24 protein-coding genes and 1 pseudogene are annotated in these 24208 nt (G+C 61.9%); 7 read left to right on the top strand and 18 right to left on the bottom strand.

What is annotated here, in order from left to right:
* The first annotated feature begins 4 nt into the window (after positions 1–4).
* Positions 5–844, top strand: a complete 840-nt coding sequence (locus BM116_RS02885) for a flagellar brake protein (protein WP_169847322.1) — start codon at positions 5–7, stop codon at positions 842–844.
* Entirely contained in the window at positions 841–1290 is a 450-nt protein-coding gene (locus tag BM116_RS02880) for a DUF192 domain-containing protein (protein ID WP_139057029.1), read from the top strand. The genes BM116_RS02885 and BM116_RS02880 overlap by 4 nt, the downstream gene beginning before the upstream one ends.
* 1 nt (position 1291) lies before the next feature.
* Here BM116_RS02880 and BM116_RS02875 read toward each other — a convergent pair whose 3' ends face one another.
* The 10 genes from BM116_RS02875 to BM116_RS02830 form a co-directional block, all read right to left on the bottom strand.
* A complete protein-coding gene (locus BM116_RS02875) occupies positions 1292–1654 on the bottom strand; it encodes a hypothetical protein (protein ID WP_083729101.1) in 363 nt (120 codons plus the stop codon).
* A gap of 24 nt (positions 1655–1678) precedes the next feature.
* Positions 1679–2638, bottom strand: coding sequence for a CobW family GTP-binding protein (locus tag BM116_RS02870; RefSeq protein ID WP_083729103.1), 960 nt, complete (start codon positions 2636–2638; stop codon positions 1679–1681).
* A gap of 37 nt (positions 2639–2675) precedes the next feature.
* Positions 2676–3077 (bottom strand): DUF3301 domain-containing protein, encoded by a 402-nt coding sequence (locus BM116_RS02865; protein ID WP_083729105.1) that lies wholly within the window; start codon positions 3075–3077, stop codon positions 2676–2678.
* A 30-nt stretch (positions 3078–3107) separates the two neighbouring features.
* Entirely contained in the window at positions 3108–4313 is a 1206-nt protein-coding gene (locus BM116_RS02860; protein WP_083729107.1) for a diguanylate cyclase, read from the bottom strand.
* Between the two features lie 75 nt (positions 4314–4388).
* Positions 4389–5081: a tRNA (N6-threonylcarbamoyladenosine(37)-N6)-methyltransferase TrmO gene (tsaA, locus tag BM116_RS02855; RefSeq protein WP_083729109.1), complete on the bottom strand. Its 693-nt coding sequence runs from the start codon at positions 5079–5081 to the stop codon at positions 4389–4391.
* Positions 5082–5083: 2 nt separating this feature from the next.
* On the bottom strand, positions 5084–6016 hold the full coding sequence (locus tag BM116_RS02850) for an alpha/beta fold hydrolase (RefSeq protein WP_083729111.1): 933 nt from the start codon (positions 6014–6016) through the stop codon (positions 5084–5086).
* Between the two features lie 123 nt (positions 6017–6139).
* Positions 6140–6664, bottom strand: a complete 525-nt coding sequence (locus tag BM116_RS02845) for a DUF3299 domain-containing protein (RefSeq protein ID WP_412917511.1) — start codon at positions 6662–6664, stop codon at positions 6140–6142.
* A gap of 77 nt (positions 6665–6741) precedes the next feature.
* Positions 6742–7731: an HD-GYP domain-containing protein gene (locus BM116_RS02840; protein ID WP_083729115.1), complete on the bottom strand. Its 990-nt coding sequence runs from the start codon at positions 7729–7731 to the stop codon at positions 6742–6744.
* Positions 7732–7735: 4 nt separating this feature from the next.
* The gene (locus tag BM116_RS02835) at positions 7736–11392 is read right to left on the bottom strand and encodes a PAS domain S-box protein (RefSeq protein WP_139057030.1); all 3657 of its coding nucleotides are present in this window, start codon (positions 11390–11392) and stop codon (positions 7736–7738) included.
* Positions 11393–11508: 116 nt separating this feature from the next.
* Complete coding sequence (locus tag BM116_RS02830) at positions 11509–12162, bottom strand: TetR/AcrR family transcriptional regulator (RefSeq protein WP_083729119.1); 654 nt, start codon at positions 12160–12162, stop codon at positions 11509–11511.
* Positions 12163–12322: 160 nt separating this feature from the next.
* On the opposite strand from BM116_RS02830, the gene BM116_RS02825 reads away from it, so the two are divergent.
* Positions 12323–13543, top strand: coding sequence for an acyl-CoA dehydrogenase family protein (locus tag BM116_RS02825; RefSeq protein WP_083729121.1), 1221 nt, complete (start codon positions 12323–12325; stop codon positions 13541–13543).
* Positions 13544–14007: 464 nt separating this feature from the next.
* Here BM116_RS02825 and BM116_RS02820 read toward each other — a convergent pair whose 3' ends face one another.
* The 5 genes from BM116_RS02820 to BM116_RS02800 all read right to left on the bottom strand — a co-directional run bounded on the left by BM116_RS02820 (position 14008) and on the right by BM116_RS02800 (position 19910).
* A complete protein-coding gene (locus tag BM116_RS02820) occupies positions 14008–15090 on the bottom strand; it encodes a 5-(carboxyamino)imidazole ribonucleotide synthase (protein WP_083729276.1) in 1083 nt (360 codons plus the stop codon).
* Between the two features lie 10 nt (positions 15091–15100).
* Positions 15101–15592 carry a 5-(carboxyamino)imidazole ribonucleotide mutase gene (gene purE, locus BM116_RS02815; protein ID WP_083729290.1) on the bottom strand — a complete coding sequence of 164 codons (492 nt, stop codon included), beginning with the start codon at positions 15590–15592 and terminating at the stop codon, positions 15101–15103.
* A gap of 165 nt (positions 15593–15757) precedes the next feature.
* Positions 15758–16465 (bottom strand): carbonic anhydrase, encoded by a 708-nt coding sequence (locus tag BM116_RS02810; protein ID WP_083729278.1) that lies wholly within the window; start codon positions 16463–16465, stop codon positions 15758–15760.
* A gap of 128 nt (positions 16466–16593) precedes the next feature.
* Positions 16594–18399 carry a sodium-extruding oxaloacetate decarboxylase subunit alpha gene (gene oadA, locus BM116_RS02805; RefSeq protein ID WP_083729280.1) on the bottom strand — a complete coding sequence of 602 codons (1806 nt, stop codon included), beginning with the start codon at positions 18397–18399 and terminating at the stop codon, positions 16594–16596.
* Positions 18400–18494: 95 nt separating this feature from the next.
* The gene (locus tag BM116_RS02800) at positions 18495–19910 is read right to left on the bottom strand and encodes an acetyl-CoA carboxylase biotin carboxylase subunit (RefSeq protein WP_083729282.1); all 1416 of its coding nucleotides are present in this window, start codon (positions 19908–19910) and stop codon (positions 18495–18497) included.
* 223 nt (positions 19911–20133) lie between these two features.
* Between BM116_RS02800 and BM116_RS02795 the strand changes: the two genes are divergently transcribed.
* Complete coding sequence (locus tag BM116_RS02795) at positions 20134–21084, top strand: LysR family transcriptional regulator (RefSeq protein ID WP_083729284.1); 951 nt, start codon at positions 20134–20136, stop codon at positions 21082–21084.
* Here the strand turns inward: BM116_RS02795 and BM116_RS02790 are convergent.
* The gene (locus BM116_RS02790; protein ID WP_083729286.1) at positions 21078–21284 is read right to left on the bottom strand and encodes a PA3496 family putative envelope integrity protein; all 207 of its coding nucleotides are present in this window, start codon (positions 21282–21284) and stop codon (positions 21078–21080) included. The two genes, BM116_RS02795 and BM116_RS02790, sit on opposite strands and share 7 nt — an antisense overlap.
* A gap of 89 nt (positions 21285–21373) precedes the next feature.
* Between BM116_RS02790 and BM116_RS02785 the strand changes: the two genes are divergently transcribed.
* Positions 21374–22480 carry a sugar diacid recognition domain-containing protein gene (locus tag BM116_RS02785; RefSeq protein WP_083729288.1) on the top strand — a complete coding sequence of 369 codons (1107 nt, stop codon included), beginning with the start codon at positions 21374–21376 and terminating at the stop codon, positions 22478–22480.
* Between the two features lie 68 nt (positions 22481–22548).
* Here BM116_RS02785 and BM116_RS19080 read toward each other — a convergent pair whose 3' ends face one another.
* On the bottom strand, positions 22549–23256 hold the full coding sequence (locus tag BM116_RS19080; RefSeq protein WP_235846684.1) for an IS4 family transposase: 708 nt from the start codon (positions 23254–23256) through the stop codon (positions 22549–22551).
* Between the two features lie 21 nt (positions 23257–23277).
* Here BM116_RS19080 and BM116_RS19245 point away from each other — a divergent pair, with 21 nt between their 5' ends.
* On the top strand, positions 23278–23403 hold the full coding sequence (locus BM116_RS19245; protein WP_268874563.1) for a hypothetical protein: 126 nt from the start codon (positions 23278–23280) through the stop codon (positions 23401–23403).
* Positions 23404–23555: 152 nt separating this feature from the next.
* On the opposite strand, the pseudogene BM116_RS19075 reads toward BM116_RS19245, so the two are convergent.
* Positions 23556–23711: pseudogene (locus tag BM116_RS19075) on the bottom strand (DUF4372 domain-containing protein); the annotation flags it as partial.
* Between the two features lie 224 nt (positions 23712–23935).
* Here BM116_RS19075 and BM116_RS02775 point away from each other — a divergent pair.
* Positions 23936–24208 (top strand): transposase (locus BM116_RS02775; RefSeq protein ID WP_139222350.1); only part of this gene is annotated, 273 nt, incomplete at its 3' end.

Raw genomic sequence — 24208 nt, 5'->3', positions numbered from 1 at the left:
GCCAATGATAGCGCTGACTGAAGAAGACATCCCCGTCGGCAAGCCGTTGCCGTGGAACGTTGTCGATGCTGACGGCAAGGTGCTGTTTGCTCAGTCTAAGGTGGTAGAGAACCGTTCACTGCTCAAGCAGTTGGTCAAGCTGGGGGTTTATCGCAGCGCCACTGCAGAGCACGCAAGCAACGGAGAGGGTGCAACCGTATCCACGCTGGAGCAGATCCAGTTGGCGCCGGGCGACGCCGTGCAGTTGCAGACCATGAACAGCAACAGCGCCGAGCGCTATCAGGTGCGCATGATCGGCTTTCACGCGCCGGTCAGCCTGCTGGTGACCGCGCCGACGGTGCAGGGCAAGCTGGTGTTCGTGAAGGAAGGCCAGCAGTTTCTGGTCCGTGGCTTTGTGGGTAAGGACGCGGTGGCCTACAAGACCCGTGTACTTAAATCCAGTCTGTCGCCCTTTCCCTATCTGCATCTGGCCTATCCTGAGACCGTGCAGTCCATGCGCATTCGTAGTTCGGCCCGCGCATCGGTGGACCTGGTCACGGCGGTGATCCGCCAGAACGGCGCCCAGGGTTCGGCTCGCATGACTGATATCAGCGTGGGTGGGGCACGTCTGGTGTCTGCCAAACCCTTTGCCAACAAGGACGAAGAGCTGAAGTTGTCCTTCCGCATCAACCCTTCGGGGCTGGATGTGTATATGACGGTGGATGCGCGTGTGCGCGCAGTGACCGTGGAAGAAGCTCAGGAGCAGCAGGTTGCCACCGGAGTGGAGTTTGTTGAGCTGAGCGAACAGAACCGTCTGTACCTGACCAATCTGGTCTATCAGAACCTGCTGAAAGATACCCTGTGAAGACAAGTCTGTTAGCCATGGTTGTTGCCGTGCTGGCGTGCACCAGTGCCCAGGCCGGCACACGCTCCGTGGTGCTGGGTAACACCTCCTTTGAGCTCACCTATGTGGCTGATCCAGACAGCCGTCGTCAGGGCCTGATGGGCGTGTCTGATCTGCCCTTTGGCAGCGGCATGCTGTTTGATTTTCCTGCCGGCACCCAACCGGCCATCTGGATGCGCAATATGCTGATCAGTCTGGACCTGGTGTTTGTTGCAGACACTGGCGAGATTCGGCATGTCTTTTCCGAGGTGCCGCCCTGTGCCGAGTTGCCGTGTGCCCTCTATCAGGCGACGCAGCCGCTGCGCTGGGTAATAGAGCTGCCGGCGGGCAGCGTCGCGCGCTTGGGGCTGGAAGAGGGCGACCAGCTGGACATGTCGGAGCTGCCGCCGACACCGCCAATGCACTAGCTCAGGGCGAGGAGGGTGTTTGCCACTGGCCCTGGCTGATCTGCTCGCAATAGGCCTGCAGTACCGGCGCATCCTCTGCGTTGCTGTAGTAGTGAATATCCTGCTGGTATCCGACACCTTCGGTATGCGCGCCTGCGCAAACGCCGTAGGCGCCGTCTGGGCAGGCGTCTAGCATCTGTATCTGGAAGCTGCGGTCGGGAATTTGTGGCTGGCAGAACTGCTGCTCGAACAGGCCGTCAGGTATGGTGCGGTTGGCTTGGCACAGGCGAATGGGCAACGGGTCGTCGTTTGATTCGATCAGACAGGCGCTGGCCAGAATGGCTGGGCTGAACAGGGTGAGGGCAAGCAGAAGTAAGCGGGTCATGATGTCGCCAGCAAAAACGCCACCTTACTGGCAGCAGGCGGCTGCCCGCAAGCCCTGTTCAAGCTGCTCGCGGTCTGGACGCTCGGCGCAGATCAGTTCAAGCCGGCTGTCCTGTCGCCAGGCGCTGTCCGTCCAGGTGACCGGCTGCCCTGGCACCAGGTTGCAGGCCAGCCAACCCTGATCGGTATGCAAGATGCCCTTGGCGCGTAGCCAGGGCTGACAGCCCAGCCACTGTTCCAGCTTTTCCCGGTTGAAGCGCTGGTCGCTGGCAGTGCGCCAGGCCAGGCTGTAGGGGGCATGCTCCAACTGTGCGTGGCACTGCCACTGTCCGGGCTGCAGAGCGATCTGACCGACGGGCTGACCTACACTGGCGGACGGCAGCTCGCTGCTGGCAGCCGGCGTGTTATGACGGGGGATGGCGGCCCAGTCAACTGCGCCATGCTGGCAGGGGAGCGCTTGCGGCCAGGCATCGGCCAGCCGCTGTTGTGCCTCAGGGCTGAGCAAATCGGTACGGTTGGCTATCAGCAGACCGGCGTGGGGCAGGCTGCGCTGCTGACTGTCAGGCAAGGGCTCGCCGCTTGCCAGTTGGCCTGCGTCCACCACCATCAGCAGTGGTTGCAGATCCAGCACGCCTTGCCAGGGCGTGCGCGCCAGCTGCTGCAGTAACTCGGCCGGGTGCCCCAGCCCGGAGCACTCTATCCACAAACGGTCGGGCCGTGCCTTGCGCAGCAGGCGGCCCAGGCCGACCTGGAAGGGCACACCGTTCACGCAGCAAAGACAGCCGCCAGGTATTTCCGCCATGCTGACCCCTGACTCTGTACTGGATTGCAGCAATGCGCGGTCGAGCCCCAGTTGGCCAAACTCGTTTATCAGCACGGCCCAGCGCTCATCCGCAGGGCGTTGCGCCAGGAGGTTCTGCAGCAAGCTGGTCTTACCGGCGCCAAGCGGGCCGGCAATCAGGTGAGTCGGGATCTGGCTGAGCATTGGTTCCACGTGGAACTATTGAATAGTAAAAATAACTCTATTCGGCTTGTTTAATAAATTCTATGAATCGTAGCGCCTTGCCGCCGGTAGAAGCAGCTGGCTCACCGGAGGGCGCTTCGCCGCCCGGGAAAGGGTGCGGCGCCAGTTCGATCTGCAGTACCTGCAGGCCATGCAGATCAAGATGACCGCGGTAGCGGTGCTCGCCGGTGACGGTGAACTCGAAGCTGTAGCGGCGAATCAGCCCAGGCATGCCGCGGCGGTTGCGCCCGATGCGCACGGAGCTGAGCGCCACACTGTCGTCCAGCAGTTGCACGTCGGCGCGCTCGCAGTGCGAGCGCACACACCGCAGTGCGTGATCACCCTGACCCAGGGCGCGCCAGAGCCACCAGCCGGCAAAGGCGCATACGAGCAATAACGTGGCGTGGCCCAGGTTGAACACGGTGCAAGATCCTTGGTGTGGGCAGGTGGCTCAGTATGCCACGGTTGGCTCGGCCGACCACAGCTGGAGCTGGTTTCGGCCTTGGCTCTTGGCCTGGTACAGCGCCAGATCCGCCTGGCGTAGCAACTTGTCGGCGTTGTCGCCCATCTGCCTTTGCGCCAACCCGATACTCACGCGCAAGTTGTAGCGCTGCTGCCGGTACTGAAATGGGTGCGCTGCCACCTGCTGACGCAGACGCTCCAGTGAATGGCTGGCCTGGCTTGCCGAGGTTTCGGGCATCAGCAGCACAAACTCTTCACCACCAAAGCGGGCAAACAGATCGCTATGCCGTGCCTGCTGCTGGCACAGGGCGGCGAAATGCTGCAAGGCGTGGTCGCCTGCCTGATGGCCAAGCTCGTCGTTAAGCTGCTTGAAGTGATCCAGGTCGAAGATGGCCAGGCACAGTGGTCTGCCATAGCGCTCGCTGCGGGCCACTTCATCGGCCAGTTGCTGGTGAAAGGCGCGACGGTTGAAGGCGCCGGTGAGCGGGTCGCGGATGGCTTGTTCCTGCAGCTGTGCGGCCAGTTGCTCGCTACGGGCCAGAACGCGCTGGGTGGTCATCAGACAGCAGCCGACAAAACCGAGCACCAGTGCGGGGAGGGCGAAATTGTAGGACAGCAGGTAGCTGAATGATTCGTAGGGCTGCACGTAGGGGGCATCAAGCCACCAGTTGCGGTAGCCAAGGGCGCCGCGCAGCAGGGTGACTGCACTGTAGATAACCAGTGCGATGGCGACCAGCAGGCGTGCCGGGCGGGTGGCCGGATCGCGGCTCTCGCGCAGCAGTAGAGCGATGGCTTGCAGCGGGAGCAGCCCGGCAATACTGGAGTACACCCCCATCAGCAGATCAGAGCTGCCATTGGTCAGCCAGTACCAGCTGTTGAACAGCACCATGACGCCGGTGCTCGCCGGCAGGGTCCACCAGGGAATACGGCGGCCAAAAAAACGGAAAATACCCAATAAAAACAGGGCCTCGCCGGCCAGCTGCAGGGCGTTACCCAGGACATTCAGCACCGGGTTTCGGGTAATCACAAAGATCAGAAACAGCACGATACCGGCGATCAGGCTCCAACAGCCTGCCAGCCAGAATCCGGGGCCGGGCTCGCCGGGCACTGTTCGGTACAAGGCCGTGGCGCACAGTGCGATGGCAACCAGCAGGCAAATGCCCAGCAGCATCGGTGAGAAATACAGCTGCTCCATGGCGCGTGCACTACCCTGTGACTCAACGTGGCCCGAGTATAACCCGCCCTCGGGCTACTGCCACCCGGCGGCGGTTCAGACTGGCTCGACGCCCAGCACGCAGATGCACTCGGGGCGGGGGTAGTGCCAGCGGACGTTGACGTCCCAGAAGCGTACACCGTACTCGCGCTCGGCATCGGGCGTCTGGTAGGCGGGCTTCGGGTCTTGTGCCAGGCACTGCTCAATCAACGCGACCAGAGGCTGGTCGAGACGCTGCTGCTGTATTTCCGCCTGCTGCCGCGCGCTGTCCTGCCAGACAACGGCGATAGGCGCGGGCGGTGCCGGGGCGAGCGAGTTATGCGCGTCGCCAATGGCATCGGCATAGGGCACGTAGGGCTTTATGTCGAGTATCGGTGTGCCGTCCAGCAGGTCAACGCCGGACAGCAGCAGGCGGCCGTCAACAATGCCCTCAAGGCGCACCACCGATTGGCCGATCGGGTTGGGTCTGTGGGTGGCGCGGCTGGCAAACACGCCGATACGCTGGTTACCGCCAAGGCGCGGCGGGCGAACGCGCAGGTGCTTGCTGCCGTGACCGGCGGCGTGAAAAACGAACAGCAGCCACAGATGGCTGACGCCTTCCAGCCCCTCCAGCGCCTCGGGCTGGTCATAGGGGGGCAACAGCTCCAGGGTGGCGGTAGCCGCCGGGGCCAGCAGGGGCTGGCGCGGGATGGCAAATTTCTCTGCGAAGCAGGAGTGCACAACGGCGACCGGCTCGAACTCCCAGCCCACGTTCAGGTCTCCGCCAGCGGCGGGATGCAGTCGGGACGGTCCTGGGTGATCAGGTGGCTGCAGTCCGGGATCTGGATGATCTGCAGGTTCTCTGCCTGGTCCGCGCTGCGCCGCATCGCTTCGGCCTGCAGGATGCGATCCTTCTCCGGGACCAGGATGGCGCCGCGCTGCAGGTGCTGATAAATAGCGGTGGGGGTGCGCTCCATCCAGTCGGCCAGGTCGAGAATGTTGTCGACAAATGTTTTGCCGTGACGCGGGTTGAACGGCAGGGCACTGACCAGTTCGCGCTTGCGTGGGTCATCCAGCGGGCCAAACAGGTGTCGGTTGCTGGGTGAGATGGGCTGCTGCTGCCAGGCAAACAGGTAAAACGGCAGAAACCAGCGCGCGGCTCTGGGCACCTCACGGAAGGGCTTGCCCTGGGGCAGAACCGGCGCCTCGAGGATAACCTCGACCCGGCTGAACAGCTCCGGACGCTGACGCGCCGCTTCCAGAATGACTGCGCCGCCGCGGGAATGGCCGTGCACGCGCACCTGATGACCGGTGGCCAGGTGCTCCAGGGCCTGGTTGAGCACTTCGGCGTCGTAGGCAATGGTACCGGGGCGCGAGCGCAGCGGGGCGACCCACTCGGCTTTGCGGTAGCGTGGACGGTTGACCGGGACATGGTAGTCGGCGCTGGTCAGCATGATCAGTTGCAGGGCAGGATCCTGATAGTACGCCGTGAAATACAGGAAGTTCTCGACAAAACCGGGCATGACGATGACGCTTTGCGCTGCATCCTCCGGCCCCTGGCGGGCAACGCAGGCCTGGCCGACCTGATACAGCTCACCCTGGAAATCGACCGCTTGCACCTGCGGTGTTTCGCGCCGTAGCAACCAGCGGCGCAGACTGGTGGCAATCAGGATGAACAGGCCGATAAGGCCTATCAGAATATGCATGTGCAAAAGGCTCCCTTTGGGCGGGCCAATGATAATTTGGTCACAGCATAACGGATTCAGTGCTGGCGTGGGGCCACCCGGCTGGGCGATTTGCGTACTCGCCAAGAGCGTTCTGTTACGCCCCTATTCGCCGTCGTAGAGCCACACACGCTCGGCGGACAGTGCGTAGCTGGCGTCGGCCAGTTCGTTGCTGCTTTGGCTGACGCGCAGGGTGCCCTGCACCCAGAAGGCCTGGTAGATATCATCGATCACGATACCATCGGGGTAGTCGACCAGGATGATCTGGTTGGGTGGTGGCGGTGGTACATGGATGCAGGCGCCGGCATAGGGTACTAGAAAGAAACTCAGGTAGCGCCCCTGAGCGTCGGTCTCCAGCGGCACGGGATAGCCGCCAATGCGTACCGATTGGCCGTCGTAGTCATCGACTACGCGGGTCGAATACATGACCTCGGGCAGACCATCGCGCTGGTGCAGGTTCTGGGTAAAGTCACCCTCACTGTCCAGGTTGCCGCCATGGTCGATTTCCGGCATGTCGAGCATGGCCTGGTAGTCCTCTGCCGGCAGCAGGTCGAGCCAGTCGATGGTCGCGGGAGCGGCGCTCGAGGCGAGTGGTAGTACAAGGGCAAATAGCAGTAGCAGGGGGCGCAGCATCAGCGTATTCCAATCTCTCTGGCAGTGCTGAGACAGATTCAGCGCGTCAGTGTTCCACATCGGTGAGTCGGCGCCTACTCCGCCCAGCGGTCGCGGATCTCGATAATCTCGTCCAGGCGCGCCAGGAAGCAATTCACCAGGTGCGGATCGAAGTGTTTGCCACTCTGCTCGCGAATCAGGGCGACGGCTTCGTCCACGCTCCAGGCCCGCTTGTACGGGCGCACGCTGGTCAAGGCGTCAAACACGTCGGCTATGGCAATGATACGGGCCTCAACGGGGATATCGGTGCCGGCCAGGCCTGCCGGATAGCCGCTGCCATCCCATTTCTCGTGATGACCAAGGGCAATGCGACGGGCCATTTGCAGCATGCTGGCGTCGTGTTCGCCGATGATGCGCGCGCCAATATCCGGATGCTGTTGCATGATGGCCCACTCGTCGGCGTCGAGCTTGCCAGGCTTTTGCAGGATGGCATCGGGAATGCCGATTTTGCCGACATCGTGCATGGGGGCAGCGTGCAGCAGCTCCTCGGCGTCTTCAGCGCTGAAGCCGGCTTCCAGGGCGATGATGCGGGAGAAGTGGCTCATGCGAATGACGTGCAGGCCGGTCTCGTTGTCCTTGTACTCGGCGGCCATGCCCAGGGCCTGCACGATGTTGAGCCGGGTCTGGCGCAGGACCTCTGCGCGCACTAGTGACAGGTGCGTGCGCACCCTGGCGCGGACGATGGGGGCGCTGACCGGTTTGCTGATGTAGTCGACGGCGCCCAGCTCAAAGCCCAACGCCTCGTCCTCCGGGTTGGCCAGAGCGGTGACAAAGATGACCGGAATGGCTTCGGTCCGCGGGTCGGCCTTCAGCCGTGTACAGACCTCATGGCCGGTGGTGCCCGGCATCATCACATCCAGCAGAATCAGCTGCGGATGCTCGTTGCTGGCCAGCTCCAGCGCGCGCTCGCCGTCGCGGGCGAACAGCAGACGGTAGTCGTCCTGCAGGATATGCTTGAGTACGTGCAGGTTGGCTGGTTCGTCATCCACCAGCAGTATCGACGGGCGGCGGTCCTTGAAGGGCATGGGGTCAACCTTGGGTGGAGGCAGTGCTGAGCTCGGCTTCCAGCAGAGCGATAGCGGCTGCAAAGTCAAAATTATCGAGCGCTTGGTCAAGCGCCATGCGTTGCTCGCTGGTGAGGCTGCCAGCCAGACGCTGCAGGGCCTGTTCGTTGACCTCGCCGCGTTGCAGCACGGTGATTAGCTTCTCAATCAGGCTGTCACGCTCTGCCGCATCCAGCGTCTCGCCGGCGACACCGGTCTGGGCAGGAGCGGGAACCGGCGCCGCAGCGCGGCTCTGCAGGGCGCAGGTATGCAGCGCCTGACGCAGCGTTTCGGTATCGTTCTGGCCCGCGGCCAGCTTGGCCTCCAGTTCGCTGGCAAGCAGGCGCAGCGCCTGCAGTGACAGGTTGCCGGCGCTGCCGTTGAGTTTGTGTGCCAGACGGCGAGCCTGCTCCAGCGCCCCTTGCTCCAACGCCTGGTCGAGCTCGGCAAGTTGGCCGGGCAACTCCCCAAGGAAGCGGTGAATGGCCTGTTCCAGAGCGGCCCGATTGCCCCAGCGCAGCTCGCCGCCGGCCCAGTCGATCAAGGGGGCAGTCTGATCCGTCTTGGCGCTGTCGTGGTCGGCGCTGGGGGCTTGCAGGCCCAATACCCGCGCCATTTCCTGGCGCAGCGCCACGCGGTCGACCGGCTTCGAGGCAAAGCCTTCCATGCCGGCCTCTCGTGCCGCCTGGCGATCCTTGTCCAGCACGCTGGCGGTGAGGGCAATGATCGGGGTGGGCCGTCGCCCCAGATTGGCTTCGTAGCGGCGGATGATGCGGGTGGCCTCCAGGCCGTCAACTTCCGGCATCTGCATGTCCATGAGGATCAGATCGAAGGGCTCCTCGGCCACCAGCTCGAAGGCACGTAGCCCGTTGCCCACACTGCGTACCCGGTGGCCCTCGTTGTGCAGCAACAGCTCCATCAGTTGCACGTTCTCGGCGACATCATCGGCAACCAGAATGCGTAGTGGTGGCAGCTCAATGCGGTTACTGGTGAGTGCGCTCAGCGCCTTGGCGTCTGCACTGGCAGCGGTTAGCGGGAGTAGTACCTGGAAGGTAGACCCCTGCCCCGGAGTACTCTCGACGCTGATGTGACCACCCATCAGTTCCACCAGCTGGCGCGCGATAGTGGTACCCAATCCGGTGCCGCCAAAGCGCCGGCTCATGGACGCATCAGCCTGGGCGAACGGCTCGAAAATCTGCTGCAGGCGATCCGTCGGGATACCGATGCCGGTGTCGCTGATGCGCAGACGGACCTGTTTCTGGTGCTTATCCACGCGGAGCTCGACCCGGCCTTGCTCGGTAAACTTGATGGCATTGCCCAGCAGGTTGGTCAGCACCTGACGGATACGCGTCGGGTCGCCGCTGAAGTGCTCCTGCGGTAGCTGGTAGCTGAGCGCCAGCTGCAAGCCCTTGCGATTGGCTTCCAGACTGAACACGTTGATTTGTTGCTGGCAGAGTTCGCGCAGAGAGAAGTCCTGGCCCTCCAGCCGTACCTGACCCTTTTCCAGCTTGGCGGTGTCGAGAATATCGTTGAGCAGGCCCAGCAGTGAACGGGCAGACTGGTTAACGGTACGTGCGTACTTGCGCTGATTGGCGGTCAGGTTGTCGTTCAGCAGCACTTCGCTGAAGCCGATTATGGCGTTCATTGGGGTGCGGATTTCGTGACTCATGTTGGCCAGGAAGGCGCCCTTGGACTCGGCCGCCAGCTCGGCACGCTCCTTGGCTTCGAGCAGATCGACTTCCATGCGCCGGCGCTCGCTCAGGTCGGTGACCAGAACGATCACCTTGGCGGGATTGCCCAGGCTGTCGATGATCGGGTTGCAGTAGATCTGCACATAGACGCTATTGCCCTGGCTGTGGGTAAGGCTGTACTCACCGACCAGATATTCACCTCGGCGAATGCTGGCCCAGGCTTCATCGCTAAACTCACCGTTGTCGATCAGCTGCTGGAAGCTGCGCCCCTTGAGCTGGTCTTCGGTGCAGCCGCACAGCGCCAGAAAGTGCGGGTTGGCAAACTGGATCTGGCCATGCATATCGAGGTCAAGCATGCCCTGGGCCTGGCTGATGGCCCGCACGATGCCCTCGAATTCCGCCGTGCGCAGCTTGGTCTCGGTAATGTCAATGATGACCCCGTCAATCCACTCGGGGTCACCTTGCTCGTCAAAAATGGCGCTGGCGTACTCGGATACCCAGCGAATCTGGCCGTCGCGGTGGAAGATGCGGTACTCGAGGTTGTACTTTTCATGGCGGCCGAGGCCACCCATGACATGCTCGACGGTGAAGTCGCTGTCGGCAGGGTGAATGATGTCGGCAAAGCTCAGGTCGCCGGTGAGAAAGCGCTCGGGCGGCCAGCCGGTCAACTGCTCTACGGCATCACTGACAAACAGCATCCGCCAGTCTTCGCGCGGCAGGCAGCGAAAGGTAACGCCCGGAATATTGCTGATCAGGCTGCGGTATTGTTCCTCGCTCTGCTGCAGCGAGTCTTCCAGCTGGCGACGTTCCGTGATGTCGCTGACAAAGCCGACGAAGCGAATCTTGCCGTGGATGTGGGTTTGGCCAATCGACAGCCGTACCGGGAAGTGCTCGCCATTGCGGCGCTTCCACCAGCTCTCGGTACTGCTGCCCAGTTGCTCAGGCTTGCGGCCGGCAGCAAACTCGGCAAGAAAGGTATTCAGTCGTTCTCGGCTGCTCAGTGGCAGCAGCATATCCAGGTGTTGCCCAAGCAACTCGGCCTCCGGCCAGCCGAACATCTGCTCGGCGGCGTGGTTGACCTCCTGAATACGGCCGTGGCGGTCCCAGCTGATGATGCCGTCCACCGCGGTGTCGACGATGCCACGGATGTGCTCTTCGCTGGCTTGTACTTTTTGATATAGCTGGTTGAAGCGCACAGCACCGTTCACCGCGCCGACCAGAATGCCCATCATCAGCGTGGCGAAGGCGATCAGCAGGCCGAGGTTGCGTTGCTGTTCAAACTGCGTGATGTAGCCAGTTTCCGGCGTACCGATAATGCGCACCGCTGCCATGCCGGTGTAGTGCATGGTGGCATTCGCCAACCCCATGACCACCGCCGCCACCAGCAGGGTTTTGGCGGTTGGGCGGCCCAGACCGAAGCGAATCCAGAGCGCAAGAATGGCCAGCACCACGGCCACTACCACCGAGCCGGCAAACCACCAGGGGTCGAACAGTAGCTGGGCGTCCATGCGCATGGCGGTCATTCCGACATAGTGCATGGTGCCGATGCCAGCGCCGATCAGGGTACCGCCAATCAGCAGTTCGCGGGCGCCCAGCAGACGGCGTGAGAGTAGCTGCAGGGCAATTAGCGAGGCGCCCATGGCGGGCAGTATGGACAGCAGCGTAACGGTAAGGTCGTAGTGCACTTCCAGCGGCAGGGTGAAAGACAGCATGCCGATAAAGTGCATGGCCCAAATGCCGCCACCGAGCGCGGCGGCACCACTGAGCACAGCACCGCGGCGGGTGGCCGGAGTGGCGGCGCGGCGCGCCAGGCCTGCCACCTGCAAGGCCAGCCACGACGCCGCAATGGCGACCAGCACCGACAGCACTATTAAGCTGTGGTGGTGGTGGTGGCCATGCAATAGGGGGCCTTGATGTAGGTCGGCCTGATAAAACCAGGAATGGATCGGCACGCTTCGCTCCTGACTATGCCCAACGCCAGCCTGGCGTCAGCAGGTGCGCAGTCATCCCGCATCCGGCGCGTGACGGCACTATGAAATCATGGCGGGGTTGGCGCAAGCTGTCCAGCTTAGCTTCCCGTACTGTCATTATCGGCCTCAGAGGTGACAACTTGAGGCGCTTGCAGCAATGAGCGCCATTGTTCGCGGATCGTCTGCAGTGCCTTCTCGCCGCCGAGCTGGCCACGGAACAGCAGCACACTGCCAAGCACGGTGGCGTACTGAATCATTGCCATGCCCCGAGCGTTGCCTTCAGGCACCAGGGGCTGCAGCAGTCTGGCGGTCTGTTCTACGCGGGCCTCGTCTACAGCGGCAACAATGTCGCGGGCGTAGAGGTCGCGTTGAGCAAAATCGCGGATGGCGAACTCCACCTTCATGCGTTTGAACTCCACCGCCGGCCCCTCAAACATCAGCAGTAGCACGCGATCCACTTCCTGTTGCGGCGTAAGCGACGGGTCCATACCCGGCTTCCAGTAGCGCAGGCCCTTGATGCGCAGGGCTTTCCATTGATCGAGGAACAGGCGAATGAATTGCGGCAGGTCTTCGAAGTGCCAGTAAAAGCTGCCTCGGGTCACCTTCAGGCGTTTGGCCAAGGGCAGTACGCGCAACTGATCGAAGCCGCCGTCAAGGATGGCTTCGGTCGCGGCATCGAACCAGTCCTGTGGCGTCAGCACGGCGCGGCCGGTTGGGCGACCGCGGCGGGTGGGTTTGCTGGCAGCGGACATCGGCAGCTCCGGTGACTGAGTGAAGCGGCCGATTATAAGTCAGGCGAAGGCCGCGTCATATCTATTTCCATACACAATTGACAATACACATGTGTATTGAGATTTTGTGTTCAGGACGGCCGCCACCGCAGCCGCATGATCGACACCTCAGGAGTTCGCCATGTATCACCAGACCGAACGTTCGCTGGACCTGCAGAAACGCGTTTCCGACTTTATGGATGCGCATGTTTTCCCGAATGAGCAGCGTTACGAAGAAGAAATCCGCGCCAACGAGAAGGCCGGCAACGCCTACACCACCGTCAAGCTGATGGAAGAGCTGAAAGCCAAGGCCCGCGCCGAAGGTCTGTGGAACCTGTTTCTGCCGGAAGCAGAGCACGGCCCGGGCCTGAGCAACATGGAATACGCCCCGCTGGCCGAGCTGATGGGTCGCGTGCCCGGCATGTGGGCCTCCGAGGTCTTCAACTGTGGTGCACCGGACACCGGCAACATGGAAGTGCTGGCCCGCTATGGCACCAAGGAGCAGCAAGAGCGCTGGTTGACCCCGCTGCTGAACGGCGAAATCCGCTCAGCTTTTGCCATGACCGAGCCGCTGGTTGCTTCCTCCGACGCGACCAACGTGGAAACCCGCATTGAGCGTGACGGCGACGAGTACGTTATCAACGGCCGAAAGTGGTACATCTCCGGCGCCGCTAACGAGCGGTGCGAAATCATGGTGGTCATGGGTAAGAGCGACCCGGAAAACCCGAACCGTCACCAGCAGCAGTCGATGATTCTGGTGCCGATGAACACCCCCGGTGTGACGGTAGTGCGTGACATGGGTTGCTACGGCTATATGGATCCGCCGTACGGTCACCCGGAAATCGTCTTTGAAAACGTCCGTGTACCGGCCAGCAATATGCTGCTGGGTGAAGGTCGTGGCTTCGAAATCGCGCAAGGGCGCCTTGGCCCGGGCCGTATCCACCACTGCATGCGCGTAATCGGTCAGGCCGAGCGTGCGCTGGCGCTGATGTGCGAACGCCTGAGCAAGCGTGTTGCCTTCGGCAAGCCGCTGTCCGAGCAGGGCGTTTGGCGTGAGCGCATCGCCGAGTCGCGGATCATGATCGATCAGGCGCGCTTTTTGGTGATGAACGCTGCGCACCTGATGGATACCGTAGGCAACAAGGTCGCTGCCAAGCAAATCGCGATGATTAAGGTCGCCGCGCCGAACATGGCTTGTCAGGTCATCGACTGGGCGATTCAGGCCCACGGCGCTGGTGGCTTCTCGTCCGACTTCCCGCTGGCCCAGCTGTACGTATACGCCCGCCACCTGCGCACCGCCGATGGTCCGGATGAAGTGCACCGCAACGCGATTGCCAAGGCCGAGCTCAAGCGCTACCAGTAATGCAATGAGCGATGAGCAACCCCCGGAGCACCGTGTGGTGCTGCGGGGATTTTAGGTTTGAAGGCAAGATCAACGAAGGTGACTGCCGCACGGACCCGAGTCCCGTTTACGCGGGCGAGTAGCGCAGGGCTAACGGGAAAAAGAGTCATAGGTTGTCTGAGGAGCGAAGCGACGAGTTTTATGACTCCCCGTTAGCCCGAGCAACGCAGCGAACCCGAAGGGCCGCGTAGCCGGGTGCCCCGGGGGATCGCTAAGGGGGGCTGGGCAAGCAGCCCCCCTTGGCTCGCCGGAAAAGGCGAAAGGCGAGCAAGAAAGCAGCGTAGTGAACAAGCCAACGGTGCGGTGGTGTTGGTCGCACGGCCACGGCGTGCCGTGGCCCTCCACAGGAGCATCGGCAACGGTTGCTGCAAGCAAAAAGGCGCAACACCCAGTGCTGCGCCTTTCTCGTTTATCCCGCCACCAACTTATTTGTCGATCAGCGCCTCAACCTCGGCGATACCCGCTTTCAGCGCCGCTATATCCGGGCAGCGCAGGGTGGCGTGGCCGACTTTGCGGCCGGCCTTAAAGGCCTTGCCGTAGTGGTGCAGATGGCAGTGCTCGATGGCACTGACTGCCTCGACTGCTGGCACTTCACCGATAAAGTTCAGCATCGCGCTTTCACCGACCTTGGCGGTCGAGCCCAGCGGCAGGCCGGCGATAGCGCGCAGGTGGTTTTCGAACTGGCTGCACTCGGCGCCTTCGATGGTCCAGTGGCCGGAGTTGTGCACGCGCGGGGCGATCTCGTTGGCTTTCAGGCCGCCGTCGACCTCGAAGAATTCGAAGGCCAGCACGCCGACGTAGTCCAGCTTGTCGAGCACGCGGCCAACGTAGTCTTCGGCCAGCGCTTGCAGCGGATGCTCGGTGCTGGCAATCGACAGTTTGAGGATGCCGTTCTCGTGGGTGTTGTGCACCAGCGGGTAGAAGCGGGTTTCCCCGTCGCGGGCGCGCACGGCGACCAGTGATACCTCGCCGGTGAAGGGCACAAAGCCTTCCAGAATGCAGGGCACGCTGCCCAGCTCGGCAAAGGCGCCAACCACGTCTTCCGGGTGGCGCAGGACCTTCTGGCCCTTGCCGTCATAACCCAGGGTGCGGGTTTTCATCACCGCCGGCAGGCCGATGCGCTTGACCGCAGCGTCGAGGTTGTCCTGCGACTGGATGTCGGCAAACTCCGGGGTGGGGATGCCGAGGTCCTGGAACATCGACTTCTCGAACCAGCGATCACGGGCGATGCGCAGCGATTCGGCATTCGGGTAGACCGGAACGAATTGCGACAGGAAGGCGACGGTTTCGGCGGGCACGCTTTCGAACTCGAAGGTCACCACGTCCACTTCATCGGCCAGCTGGCGCAGGTGATCGGTGTCGTTGTAATCGGCGCGGATATGCTCACCGAGGGCCTGGGCGCAGGCGTCCGGGGCCGGGTCGAGAAACGCGAACTGCTGGCCGAGCGGGGTGCCGGCCAACGCCAGCATGCGACCTAATTGTCCACCACCGATGACACCGATCTTCATATCCGTTTCCTCAAGCCTGACGCGGGTCTGGGTTGTCCAGCACGTTGTCGGTCTGCTGGGTGCGGAATTCCTGCAGGGCCTTGCTGAACTGCGGGTGCTTGCCGCCAAGAATGCTGGCTGACAGCAGCGCGGCATTAATCGCACCAGCCTTGCCGATAGCCAGGGTGGCGACCGGAACGCCGGCCGGCATCTGCACGATGGACAGCAGCGAGTCGACACCAGAGAGCATGGAGGATTGCACCGGAACGCCGAGGACCGGCAGGTGGGTCTTGGCTGCGCACATGCCCGGCAGGTGGGCTGCGCCGCCGGCGCCGGCGATGATCACTTCAATGCCGCGATCGGCCGCTTCTTCAGCGTATTGGAACAGCAGATCAGGGGTGCGGTGAGCAGAAACCACCTTTACTTCGTAGGGAATACCCAGCTGTTCAAGCATGTCGGCCGTATGGCTCAGGGTGGACCAGTCGGACTTGGAGCCCATGATCACGCCAACCAGTGCGGTCATCTGTAGTGCCTCGCTCATCAGGGCCGCCTCGGCGGCAGAAACCAACAAGCCACGGCAGCGAACTGGCGTGGCTTGCTTGGAGAGTGCAGGCTTATGGAGGGCCTGCCGCTAAACAGACGGCGCAGTATACCTGTAATTGTGTAAATACAGTAATGCGCCCGTCGGTTAGCTCGCGTTGCGGCCGGGGTAGCGCGCGCGCGGTGTTGCCATCGGCAGCGGGCCTTCGCCGATCTGGCGGAACTCGTTGGTTTCCGAGTCGTAGGCGCGGATGCGGGCGGTCTCGATGTCGTACACCCAGCCGTGGATGAACAGCTCGCCACGGGCCAGGCGGGATGCGACCGACGGGTGGGTCGCCAGGTGCTGCAGTTGGGCGATGACGTTTTCCTCGGTCATCATGGCCAGCTTGTCGTCGCAGCAGCCGCAGTTGTCTTCGACCACGATTTTGGCGACTTCGGCGTGGCGCAGCCAGGCCTTTACCGTCGGCAGCGAGTCGAGGGTTTCCGGGGCCAGTACCGCCTTCATCGCGCCACAGTCGGAGTGGCCGCAGATGATGATGTGCTGCACGTTCAGCGCCAGTACCGCGAACTCGATGGCGGTGGAAACGCCGCCCATCATCTGACCGTACGGCGGTACCACGTTGCCGACGTTTCGGGAGACGAACAGGTCGCCGGGCGAGCTCTGGGTGATCAGCTCCGGCGCAACGCGCGAGTCGGCGCAGGTAATGAACATGGCGCGCGGAATCTGTTCGTGGGCCAATTGTTTGAACAGTTCCTGCTGGGCGGGATAAACCTCGTTACGGAAACGGTTGAAGCCGTCGACGATTTGCTTGAGGGCTTCTTCGGCACTTTCATTGCGTCTGGAGTCGTTATTCATGTCGCAGTCTCAATCATCAGGTTGAACTGTTCAGGAGACGCTTGGCGTCTCGCATACGACACCGGCGCCGATAGGCGCCGGTGCAGTTAAATGTCAGCGGGTGTTGCCACCCGCTGTACGGCACCGGCTCAGGCTTCGATCTCGATCAGGATCTCGCCCGGGTTCACACGGTCGCCCTTGGCGACGTTGACCGCCTTGACGGTACCGGCGATGGCAGCCTGGATCTCGCTTTCCATCTTCATGGCTTCGCTGACCAGTACGGCCTGACCGGCCTTGACGGTGTCGCCGACCTTGACCAGCACGTCGACCACGTTGCCCGGCATGCTGGTGGTGACGTGGCCCGGCTCGCTGGCCTGCTTACGCTTGCTGCCACCGTCGCCGACAAAGGCGTTGAGCGGCTCGAACACCACTTCTTCCGGCATGCCGTCGAGGCTCAGGTAGAAGTGGCGCTTGCCGTCGCCCTTGACGCCAACACCGGTGATGTCGACGCGGTAGGACTCGCCGTGAACGTCGATGATGAACTCGGTCGGTACACCTTCGCTGGATGCGGCAGGGGCGCCTTCGCCCGGTGCCGGCAGCAGTTGCTCGGGTTTCAGGGTGCCGGCTTCGCGCTCTTCAAGGAACTTGCGGCCGATGTCCGGGAACATGGCGAAGGTCAGTACGTCTTCTTCCGACTTGGCCAGTGCGCCGACTTCACCGCGCAGACGGTCCATTTCCGGCTTGAGCAGATCGGCCGGACGCACGTCGATGACTTCTTCGCCACCGATGGCCTGACGACGCAGCTTCTCGTTCACCGCACCCGGTGCCTGACCGTAGCGGCCCTGCAGGTACAGCTTCACCTCGTTGGTGATGGTCTTGTAGCGCTCACCGGCCAGCACGTTGAATACCGCCTGGGTGCCGACGATCTGCGAGGTCGGGGTCACCAGCGGCGGGAAGCCGAGGTCTTCACGTACGCGCGGAATCTCCGCGAATACGTCCTGGATGCGGTCCAGTGCGCCTTGCTCTTTCAGCTGGTTGGCCAGGTTGGACATCATGCCGCCCGGCACCTGGTTGACCTGCACGCGGGTGTCGACGCCGGTGAAGTCGCTTTCAAACTGGTGGTACTTCTTGCGCACGGCGTGGAAGTACATGCCGACTTCCTGCAGCAGCTCCAGATCCAGGCCGGTGTCGAACTGGGTGCCTTTCAGCGCGGCAACCATCGACTCGGTACCCGGGTGGCTGGTGCCCCAGGCCATGGAGGAGATTGCGGTATCGATGTGGTCGGCACCGTTTTCGATGGCCTTGAGCTGACACATGGCGGCCAGACCGGCGGTGTCGTGCGAGTGGATGAACACCGGCAGGTCGAGTTCGGCTTTCAGCGCCTTGACCAGATCACCGGTGGCGAACGGCGTCAGCAGACCGGCCATGTCCTTGATCGCGATGGAGTCGATGCCCATCGCGGCCATGTCTTTGGCCTGCTGCACGAAGGTTTCAACAGTGTGCACCGGGCTGGTGGTGTAGGCGATGGTGCCCTGGGCGTGCTTGCCGGCAGCCTTGACGGCTTCAATGGCGACCTTGAGGTTACGCACGTCGTTCATGGCATCAAAGATGCGGAACACGTCGATACCGTTCTCGGCGGCCTTGGCGACGAAGGCGCGAACCACGTCGTCGCTGTAGTGGCGGTAGCCGAGCAGGTTCTGACCGCGCAGCAGCATCTGCAGGCGGGTGTTCGGCAGCGCCTTGCGCAGGGTGCGCAGGCGCTCCCACGGATCTTCTTTCAGGAAGCGGACGCAGGCGTCGAAGGTCGCGCCGCCCCAGACTTCCAGTGACCAGTAGCCGACCTGATCCAGCTTGTCGCAGATCGGCAGCATGTCTTCGGTACGCAGACGGGTCGCCAGCAGGGACTGGTGGGCGTCGCGCAGGATGGTATCGGTAACGGTAATGCGTTTACTCATCTGTCTAATCTCCTGATGAGCTGGAAGCTTGAAGCTGAAAGCTGGAAGTAGTCTGGTGCTGCTTCCAGCTTAAGGCTTCTGGCTTCAAGCTAAATTCATAGTCCGGCGTGGGCGGCAATCGCGGCTGCGATGGCGAGCGCCAGCTCCTCGGGTTTGCGTTTGATCGAGTAGTTCAGCAGCTCGGGATGGGCTTCCACGAAGCTGGTGTTGAACACGCCGGAGCGGAACTCGGCATTACGCAGAATTTCCTGGTAGTACGGGGTCGTGGTCTTGACCCCCTGCAGACGCATGTCGTCCAGCGCACGCAGGCCACGGTCCAGCGCTTCTTCCCAGGTCATTGCCCAGACAATAAGCTTCAGACACATGGAGTCGAAGTTCGGCGGAATGGTGTAACCGGTGTAGATCGCGGTATCGACCCGCACGCCCGGGCCGCCCGGTGCGTAGTAGCGGGTGACCTTGCCAAAAGAGGGGAAGAAGTTGTTCTTCGGGTCCTCGGCGTTGATCCGGAACTGGATGGCAAAGCCCTGGTGCTGAACGTCTTCCTGCTTGATCGACAGCGGCAGGCCGGAAGCGATGCGGATCTGTTCGCGGACGATGTCGACGCCGGTGATCTGCTCGGTAATGGTGTGCTCAACCTGAACCCGGGTATTCATTTCCATGAAATACACTTCGTCATCGGCCAGCAGAAACTCGACGGTACCGGCGTTCTCGTAGCCAACGGCTTGCGCCGCCTTGACCGCCAGATCGCCGATGTAGGCGCGTTGTTCGGGGGTCAGCTGCGGGCTGGGCGCGATCTCGATCAGCTTCTGGTTGCGGCGCTGAATCGAGCAGTCGCGCTCGAACAGGTGCACAGTGTTGCCGAAGCTGTCGGCGAGAATCTGCGCTTCGATGTGCTTCGGATTGACGATGCACTTCTCGAGGAAGACTTCCGCGCTGCCGAACGCCTTGGTGGCTTCAGAGATGACGCGGGGGTACGCCGATTCCAGCTCTTCGCGGTTGTTGCAGCGACGGATACCGCGACCACCACCGCCGGATGTTGCCTTGAGCATCACCGGGTAGCCGACGCGCTCTGCTTCACGCAGGGCCTCAGCCAGATCCGCCAGATTGCCTTCGGTGCCCGGCGTGACCGGTACACCGGCGGCGATCATGCTGCGGCGGGCTTCGGTCTTGTCGCCCATGCGGGTAATGACCTCCGCCGCCGGACCAATGAACTTGATGCCGCGCTCGGCGCAGATCTTCGCCAGTTCGGCGTTCTCAGACAGAAACCCGTAGCCCGGGTGCAGTGCGTCACAGCCGGTTTCTACCGCCAGGTTAACCAGCTGGCGCGGGTTCAGATAACCCGCCAGCGGGTCGCTGCCGACGTTGTAGGACTCGTCGGCACGTTTGACATGCAGGGCATAGCGGTCGGGATCGGTATAGACCGCAACCGAGGTGATGCCCATCTCCGCGCAAGCGCGGACGATGCGAACGGCAATCTCGCCCCGGTTGGCAATCAGAATTTTCTTGATCACGTACGCGTTCCTCGTGGTGGTGATCGAGTGGATGCGGTGAACATTTTGCGTGTCGCGCCTTGGATGCGTGGTCCCCGGGCAACACATTGCAAAATGTGTCCTGCATACCCTACGGGGGCCGCCTGTATTCTGTGAAATGAATAATACTTGGCTTATGTATAAGTGATTGCTTATATATACTGCGGCCATGCAAAGCCGCCCCGTCCATCAAGGCTAGACCATCATGCGTAAATCATTGCTGCGAATGACCCTGCGCCAGCTGCAAGTGTTTCGCGCGGTCTGTGAGTCCCGCTCCTACAGTCGCGCCGCCGAAGCCATGGCGCTGACCCAGCCGGCTGTCAGCCTGCAGATTCGCCAGCTGGAGGAGCAGGTTGGCTTGCCGTTATTCGAGTACGTGGGCCGCAAGCTGTATCTCACCGAGGCGGCGGAGTCGCTGCTGGCTGCATCCGCTGACATCTTTGATCGTCTGGACAGCCTCGACATGAATCTCTCGACGCTGGAGGGCAGCCTGCGCGGTGAGTTGCGGCTGTCGGCGGCGAGCAGCGCGCAGTATCTGCTGCCGCATCTGCTGGCGGCGTTTCGCGAACGCTACCCGCAGGTCACCTTTCGCCTCGACGTCACCAGTCGGGCGCAGATCATCCAGCGCTTGGCCGATAACCTGGATGACCTGGTGATCATGGGGCTGGTGCCGGCTGACCGGGCGCTGGAGTTCTTCCCGTTTCTGAATAACCCCATTGTCGCTGTTGCCCGCCCGAATCACCCGCTGGCCAGGCAAACCCATATCCCGCTGGCTAGACTGGAGGAAGAAATGGTCCTGCAGCGCGAGGCCGGGTCGGGTATCCGCAAGGCCTGCGATGAGTTTCTGCAGCTCAAGCGCGTGCATCTGGGGCAGAGCATGCAGCTGGGGTCGACCGAGGCGCTGGTGCAGGGCGCCATAGCAGGACTGGGCGTAGCGCTGGTGCCGGGCCACGCGGCGGCGGCCTGGATTCGGCGCGGCGAGCTAGTCTGCCTTAATATCAGCGAGTTGCCGCTGATGCGCAGCTGGTGCGCAGTGCATTCACGCGGCAAGCGCCTGAGCCCGGTCGCAGAAGCGTTTCTGGCTTTTCTGCGCGAGGAAAAGGCGCTGATCCGTCAGTTGGCAGAACCCTTCGAACCTACCGTTGCCGATCAGTAGAGACGATGCGAACGATGAAAGTCGGTTTGACCAAGCAGTTCGGGAAAGTCACTGAAAGACGCTTGCAGCGCCTGACTCTCGCGGTAGTCCTCGATGGCACGGCGGTAGGCCATGCGCTTTTTGTCTTCCTGTCGGCGGCGTTCGCGGCGCTCGCTGGCAGCGGAGTGAGTGTCACCTGCAAAATCCGGATTAAAGGCCATGTTGGCGTCTCCCGAGTCGTGGTTGGTGCTGCGTCACGGGGGCATCATGAGCCAGCTTGCATGACCGGGTGATGACACAGGAGTGAACTATGTTTGAACTGGACCGGCTGCTGGCCCAGGACATTGTTGATAGGGCCATGGCCATCCTGCCTTACAACATCAACGTGATGGATCGGCAGGGCGTGATCATCGGCAGCGGTGATGCTCAGCGCATCGACTCACTGCATGAAGGCGCCCAGCTGGTGTTGGCGAACCAGCGCGTGGTGGCGCTGGATGAGCAGGCCGCGGCCTGTTTGCAGGGGGTTAAACCGGGTATCAACCTGCCCCTGCTGCATGCTGGCCGACTGGTCGGTGTGCTGGGCATCACTGGCGACCCGGAACAGGTACGGCCCTTTGCCGAGCTGCTGCGCATGACCGCCGAGATGCTGGTCGAGCAGCGGGTGCTGCAGGCCGAGCAGCACTGGCGCGGGCAGCAGCAGGAAGCCTGGCTGGTCAACCTGCTGGAGCGCGGCTACCCGCTGGCGAGCCTGGAGGCCGACGCCGAGCGGCTGCGCATGCGCTGGAAGTGGCCGCTGCAAGGCTGTCTGCTGTGCCTGGCGAGCGAAACCGACCACGAGTTGGCCCAGGGCCAGCTGATCAGCCAGATGCGCCTGCGCCATCCGCATGACATCATCCTGCCGCTGGGCCTGCATGACGTACTCTGGCTGCGCAGCGGCAAGGCCGAGACGGTCCGGCGTAGCTGGCTGGAGCAGGCTGATCAGCGCGGCTGGCCGGTGGGGCGCCTGCTGCTGGCCGAAGCGGTCGAGTCACTGGCGGATTTGCGCGAGGCCACCGAGGCGCTGATCAATCTGCGGGATTACGCTCAGGAGATGCGCCTGTCCGAGCGTCTGGTCGGGCTGGGGGATTACCGTCTGGCGGTGTTGCTGCATCAACAGCAGGGCAGCTGGACCGTGCAGCGCCTGCTGGCGCCGTTGCAGCCCCTGCGCAGGGCCGATGGCAGCGGACAGCTGGTCGCTACCCTGCGTAGCTGGCTGCAGCACAACGGCCACGCCCAGGCTTGCGCTGCCGCCCTGGAAGTCCATCGCAACACTTTGCGTTATCGGTTGGACCGGATTGCCGAGATTACCGGGCTGGATTTGGATCGGATGACGGATCGGATGTTGTTGAGTATTGGGTTGGCGTTGTTTCCGGAGTAGCTGGGTGGCGGCTGCCGCTCCGTTGATCGTTCCCACGCTCTGCGTCACTAGTGTCCGGGGAAAATTGCTCATAGCTGAAGGCTCCCCATAGCAACTCTCAATTGCGCTTGATCCCGCCTTCGCTCGTCTGCCTTCAGCAGCGCTGCCGGCCGCTCGAATAGGCTGTACGCAAGGTGAGTGGCAAACTCGTAAATGCTGCTGGTAGCCGCTGACTGTCGCCGGTAGGCATGCAGCAGCAGAAACGCCAGCAGAGCACTGTAGATTTGCAAGCGCACGGCGTTTTCTGAACAACCGAAGTAGTACTTGAGCTTCAGATGCTGCTTGACCCACTTGAAGAACAGCTCGATTTGCCAACGCTGTTTGTACAGTGCCGCGATTTCCTGAGCGCTACGTTTGAAATCATTGGTGACCAGTATCAAATCGGACTTGTCGCTGTCACGGCTGACCCGTATACGGCGCACATCTTGCCCGAAATAGTGGTTGGGCCGTTTGGTGTTGAGGTTTTTCTTGTTGAAGCGAATGACTTCGTCCGACACGACTCCATGCTCGGGTTCCGACAGCTTTCCAATACACACCACACTGGCATTTTTCTTTAGTCGGGTGACAAAAATCGAACCCGCCTGATCGATGTGGTGCCACCAGTTGTAGTCGCAGTAACCCTTGTCGAACACGTAGGTCACACCTGACTCGATTGGCATTTGCAGTGCATCGCTAAGGTCGTTGATGTTGGCGGGGGTGACATTCACGTAAGTCGGGGCGAATTGCTGAGCGTCCAGTCCGACATGGAGCTTGAGCCCTTGGGTGATCCGCGTCTTGGTGGCAAGAGTCCAGTCATCGAACCTGGGCCACGCAAGGTAATGCAGGTCGAATCAATCAAGCTGATCATCGGCTCCATCGAGCGTCTTTGCTTGCGTCCAACCTGAGCCAGGAGCAGCTGACATACCGCTTTTAGCGGCTCACACGAACGCTTCTGCAAGGCGTCGCTGAGCGTTGAACGGCTAAGGCTTGTGGCATTGAGATGGTAGCTATGGGGCTGTAAAGACTGTGATGTCACTGCGAGCGAGCGCAGACTTCGAGCCTGAGTTAACTGCCCCAGGAGCAGCGTAACCAACAGATCCCATGAGCTGACCTTCTTGGCATATCGGTCAGCCTGACTTTCTTTGACAGCGGCGTTAAAGGCCGTTCTTGGAATGAATTTGAGAAGTTGGGAAAACCGAGTTGGTGAAAACATGTCAGGCCGTTCAAATCGAGTCTTGAAGGCCGATTATCAACGAATAATGTGCGGTTGCGGGGGCTGGAGCCACCCCCGCGTTTTTTTACCGGACACTAGTGACGCTCTGCGTGGGAATGCCTGTATGGACGCTCCGCGTCCGGTTCGGTGTTGTCTTTAGGGAAACTCTGAAAAAGACTTTCTGATTTGGCAAAATACCGCGACCCCACCCACCGAGTTTCCCGATGAAGCAGATGACCTTCGCCGACGCCGAGTACGCTGGCAAGCGCAAGCAAACCCGCAAGGAGTTGTTCCTGATCGAGATGGATCGGGTGGTGCCGTGGAAGGGCTTGATTGCTTTGATCGAGCCACATTATCCGAAGGGTGAAGGTGGCCGTCCGGCCTACCCGTTGATGGCGATGCTGCGTGTGCATCTGCTGCAGAACTGGTTCGGCTACAGCGATCCAGCGATGGAGGAAGCGCTGTACGAAACCACGATCCTGCGCCAGTTTGCCGGG

The sequence above is a fragment of the Halopseudomonas pachastrellae genome (genome assembly GCF_900114765.1).
GTDB lineage: Bacteria > Pseudomonadota > Gammaproteobacteria > Pseudomonadales > Pseudomonadaceae > Halopseudomonas > Halopseudomonas pachastrellae.
This window is presented reverse-complemented; position numbering and strand designations above follow the sequence as displayed.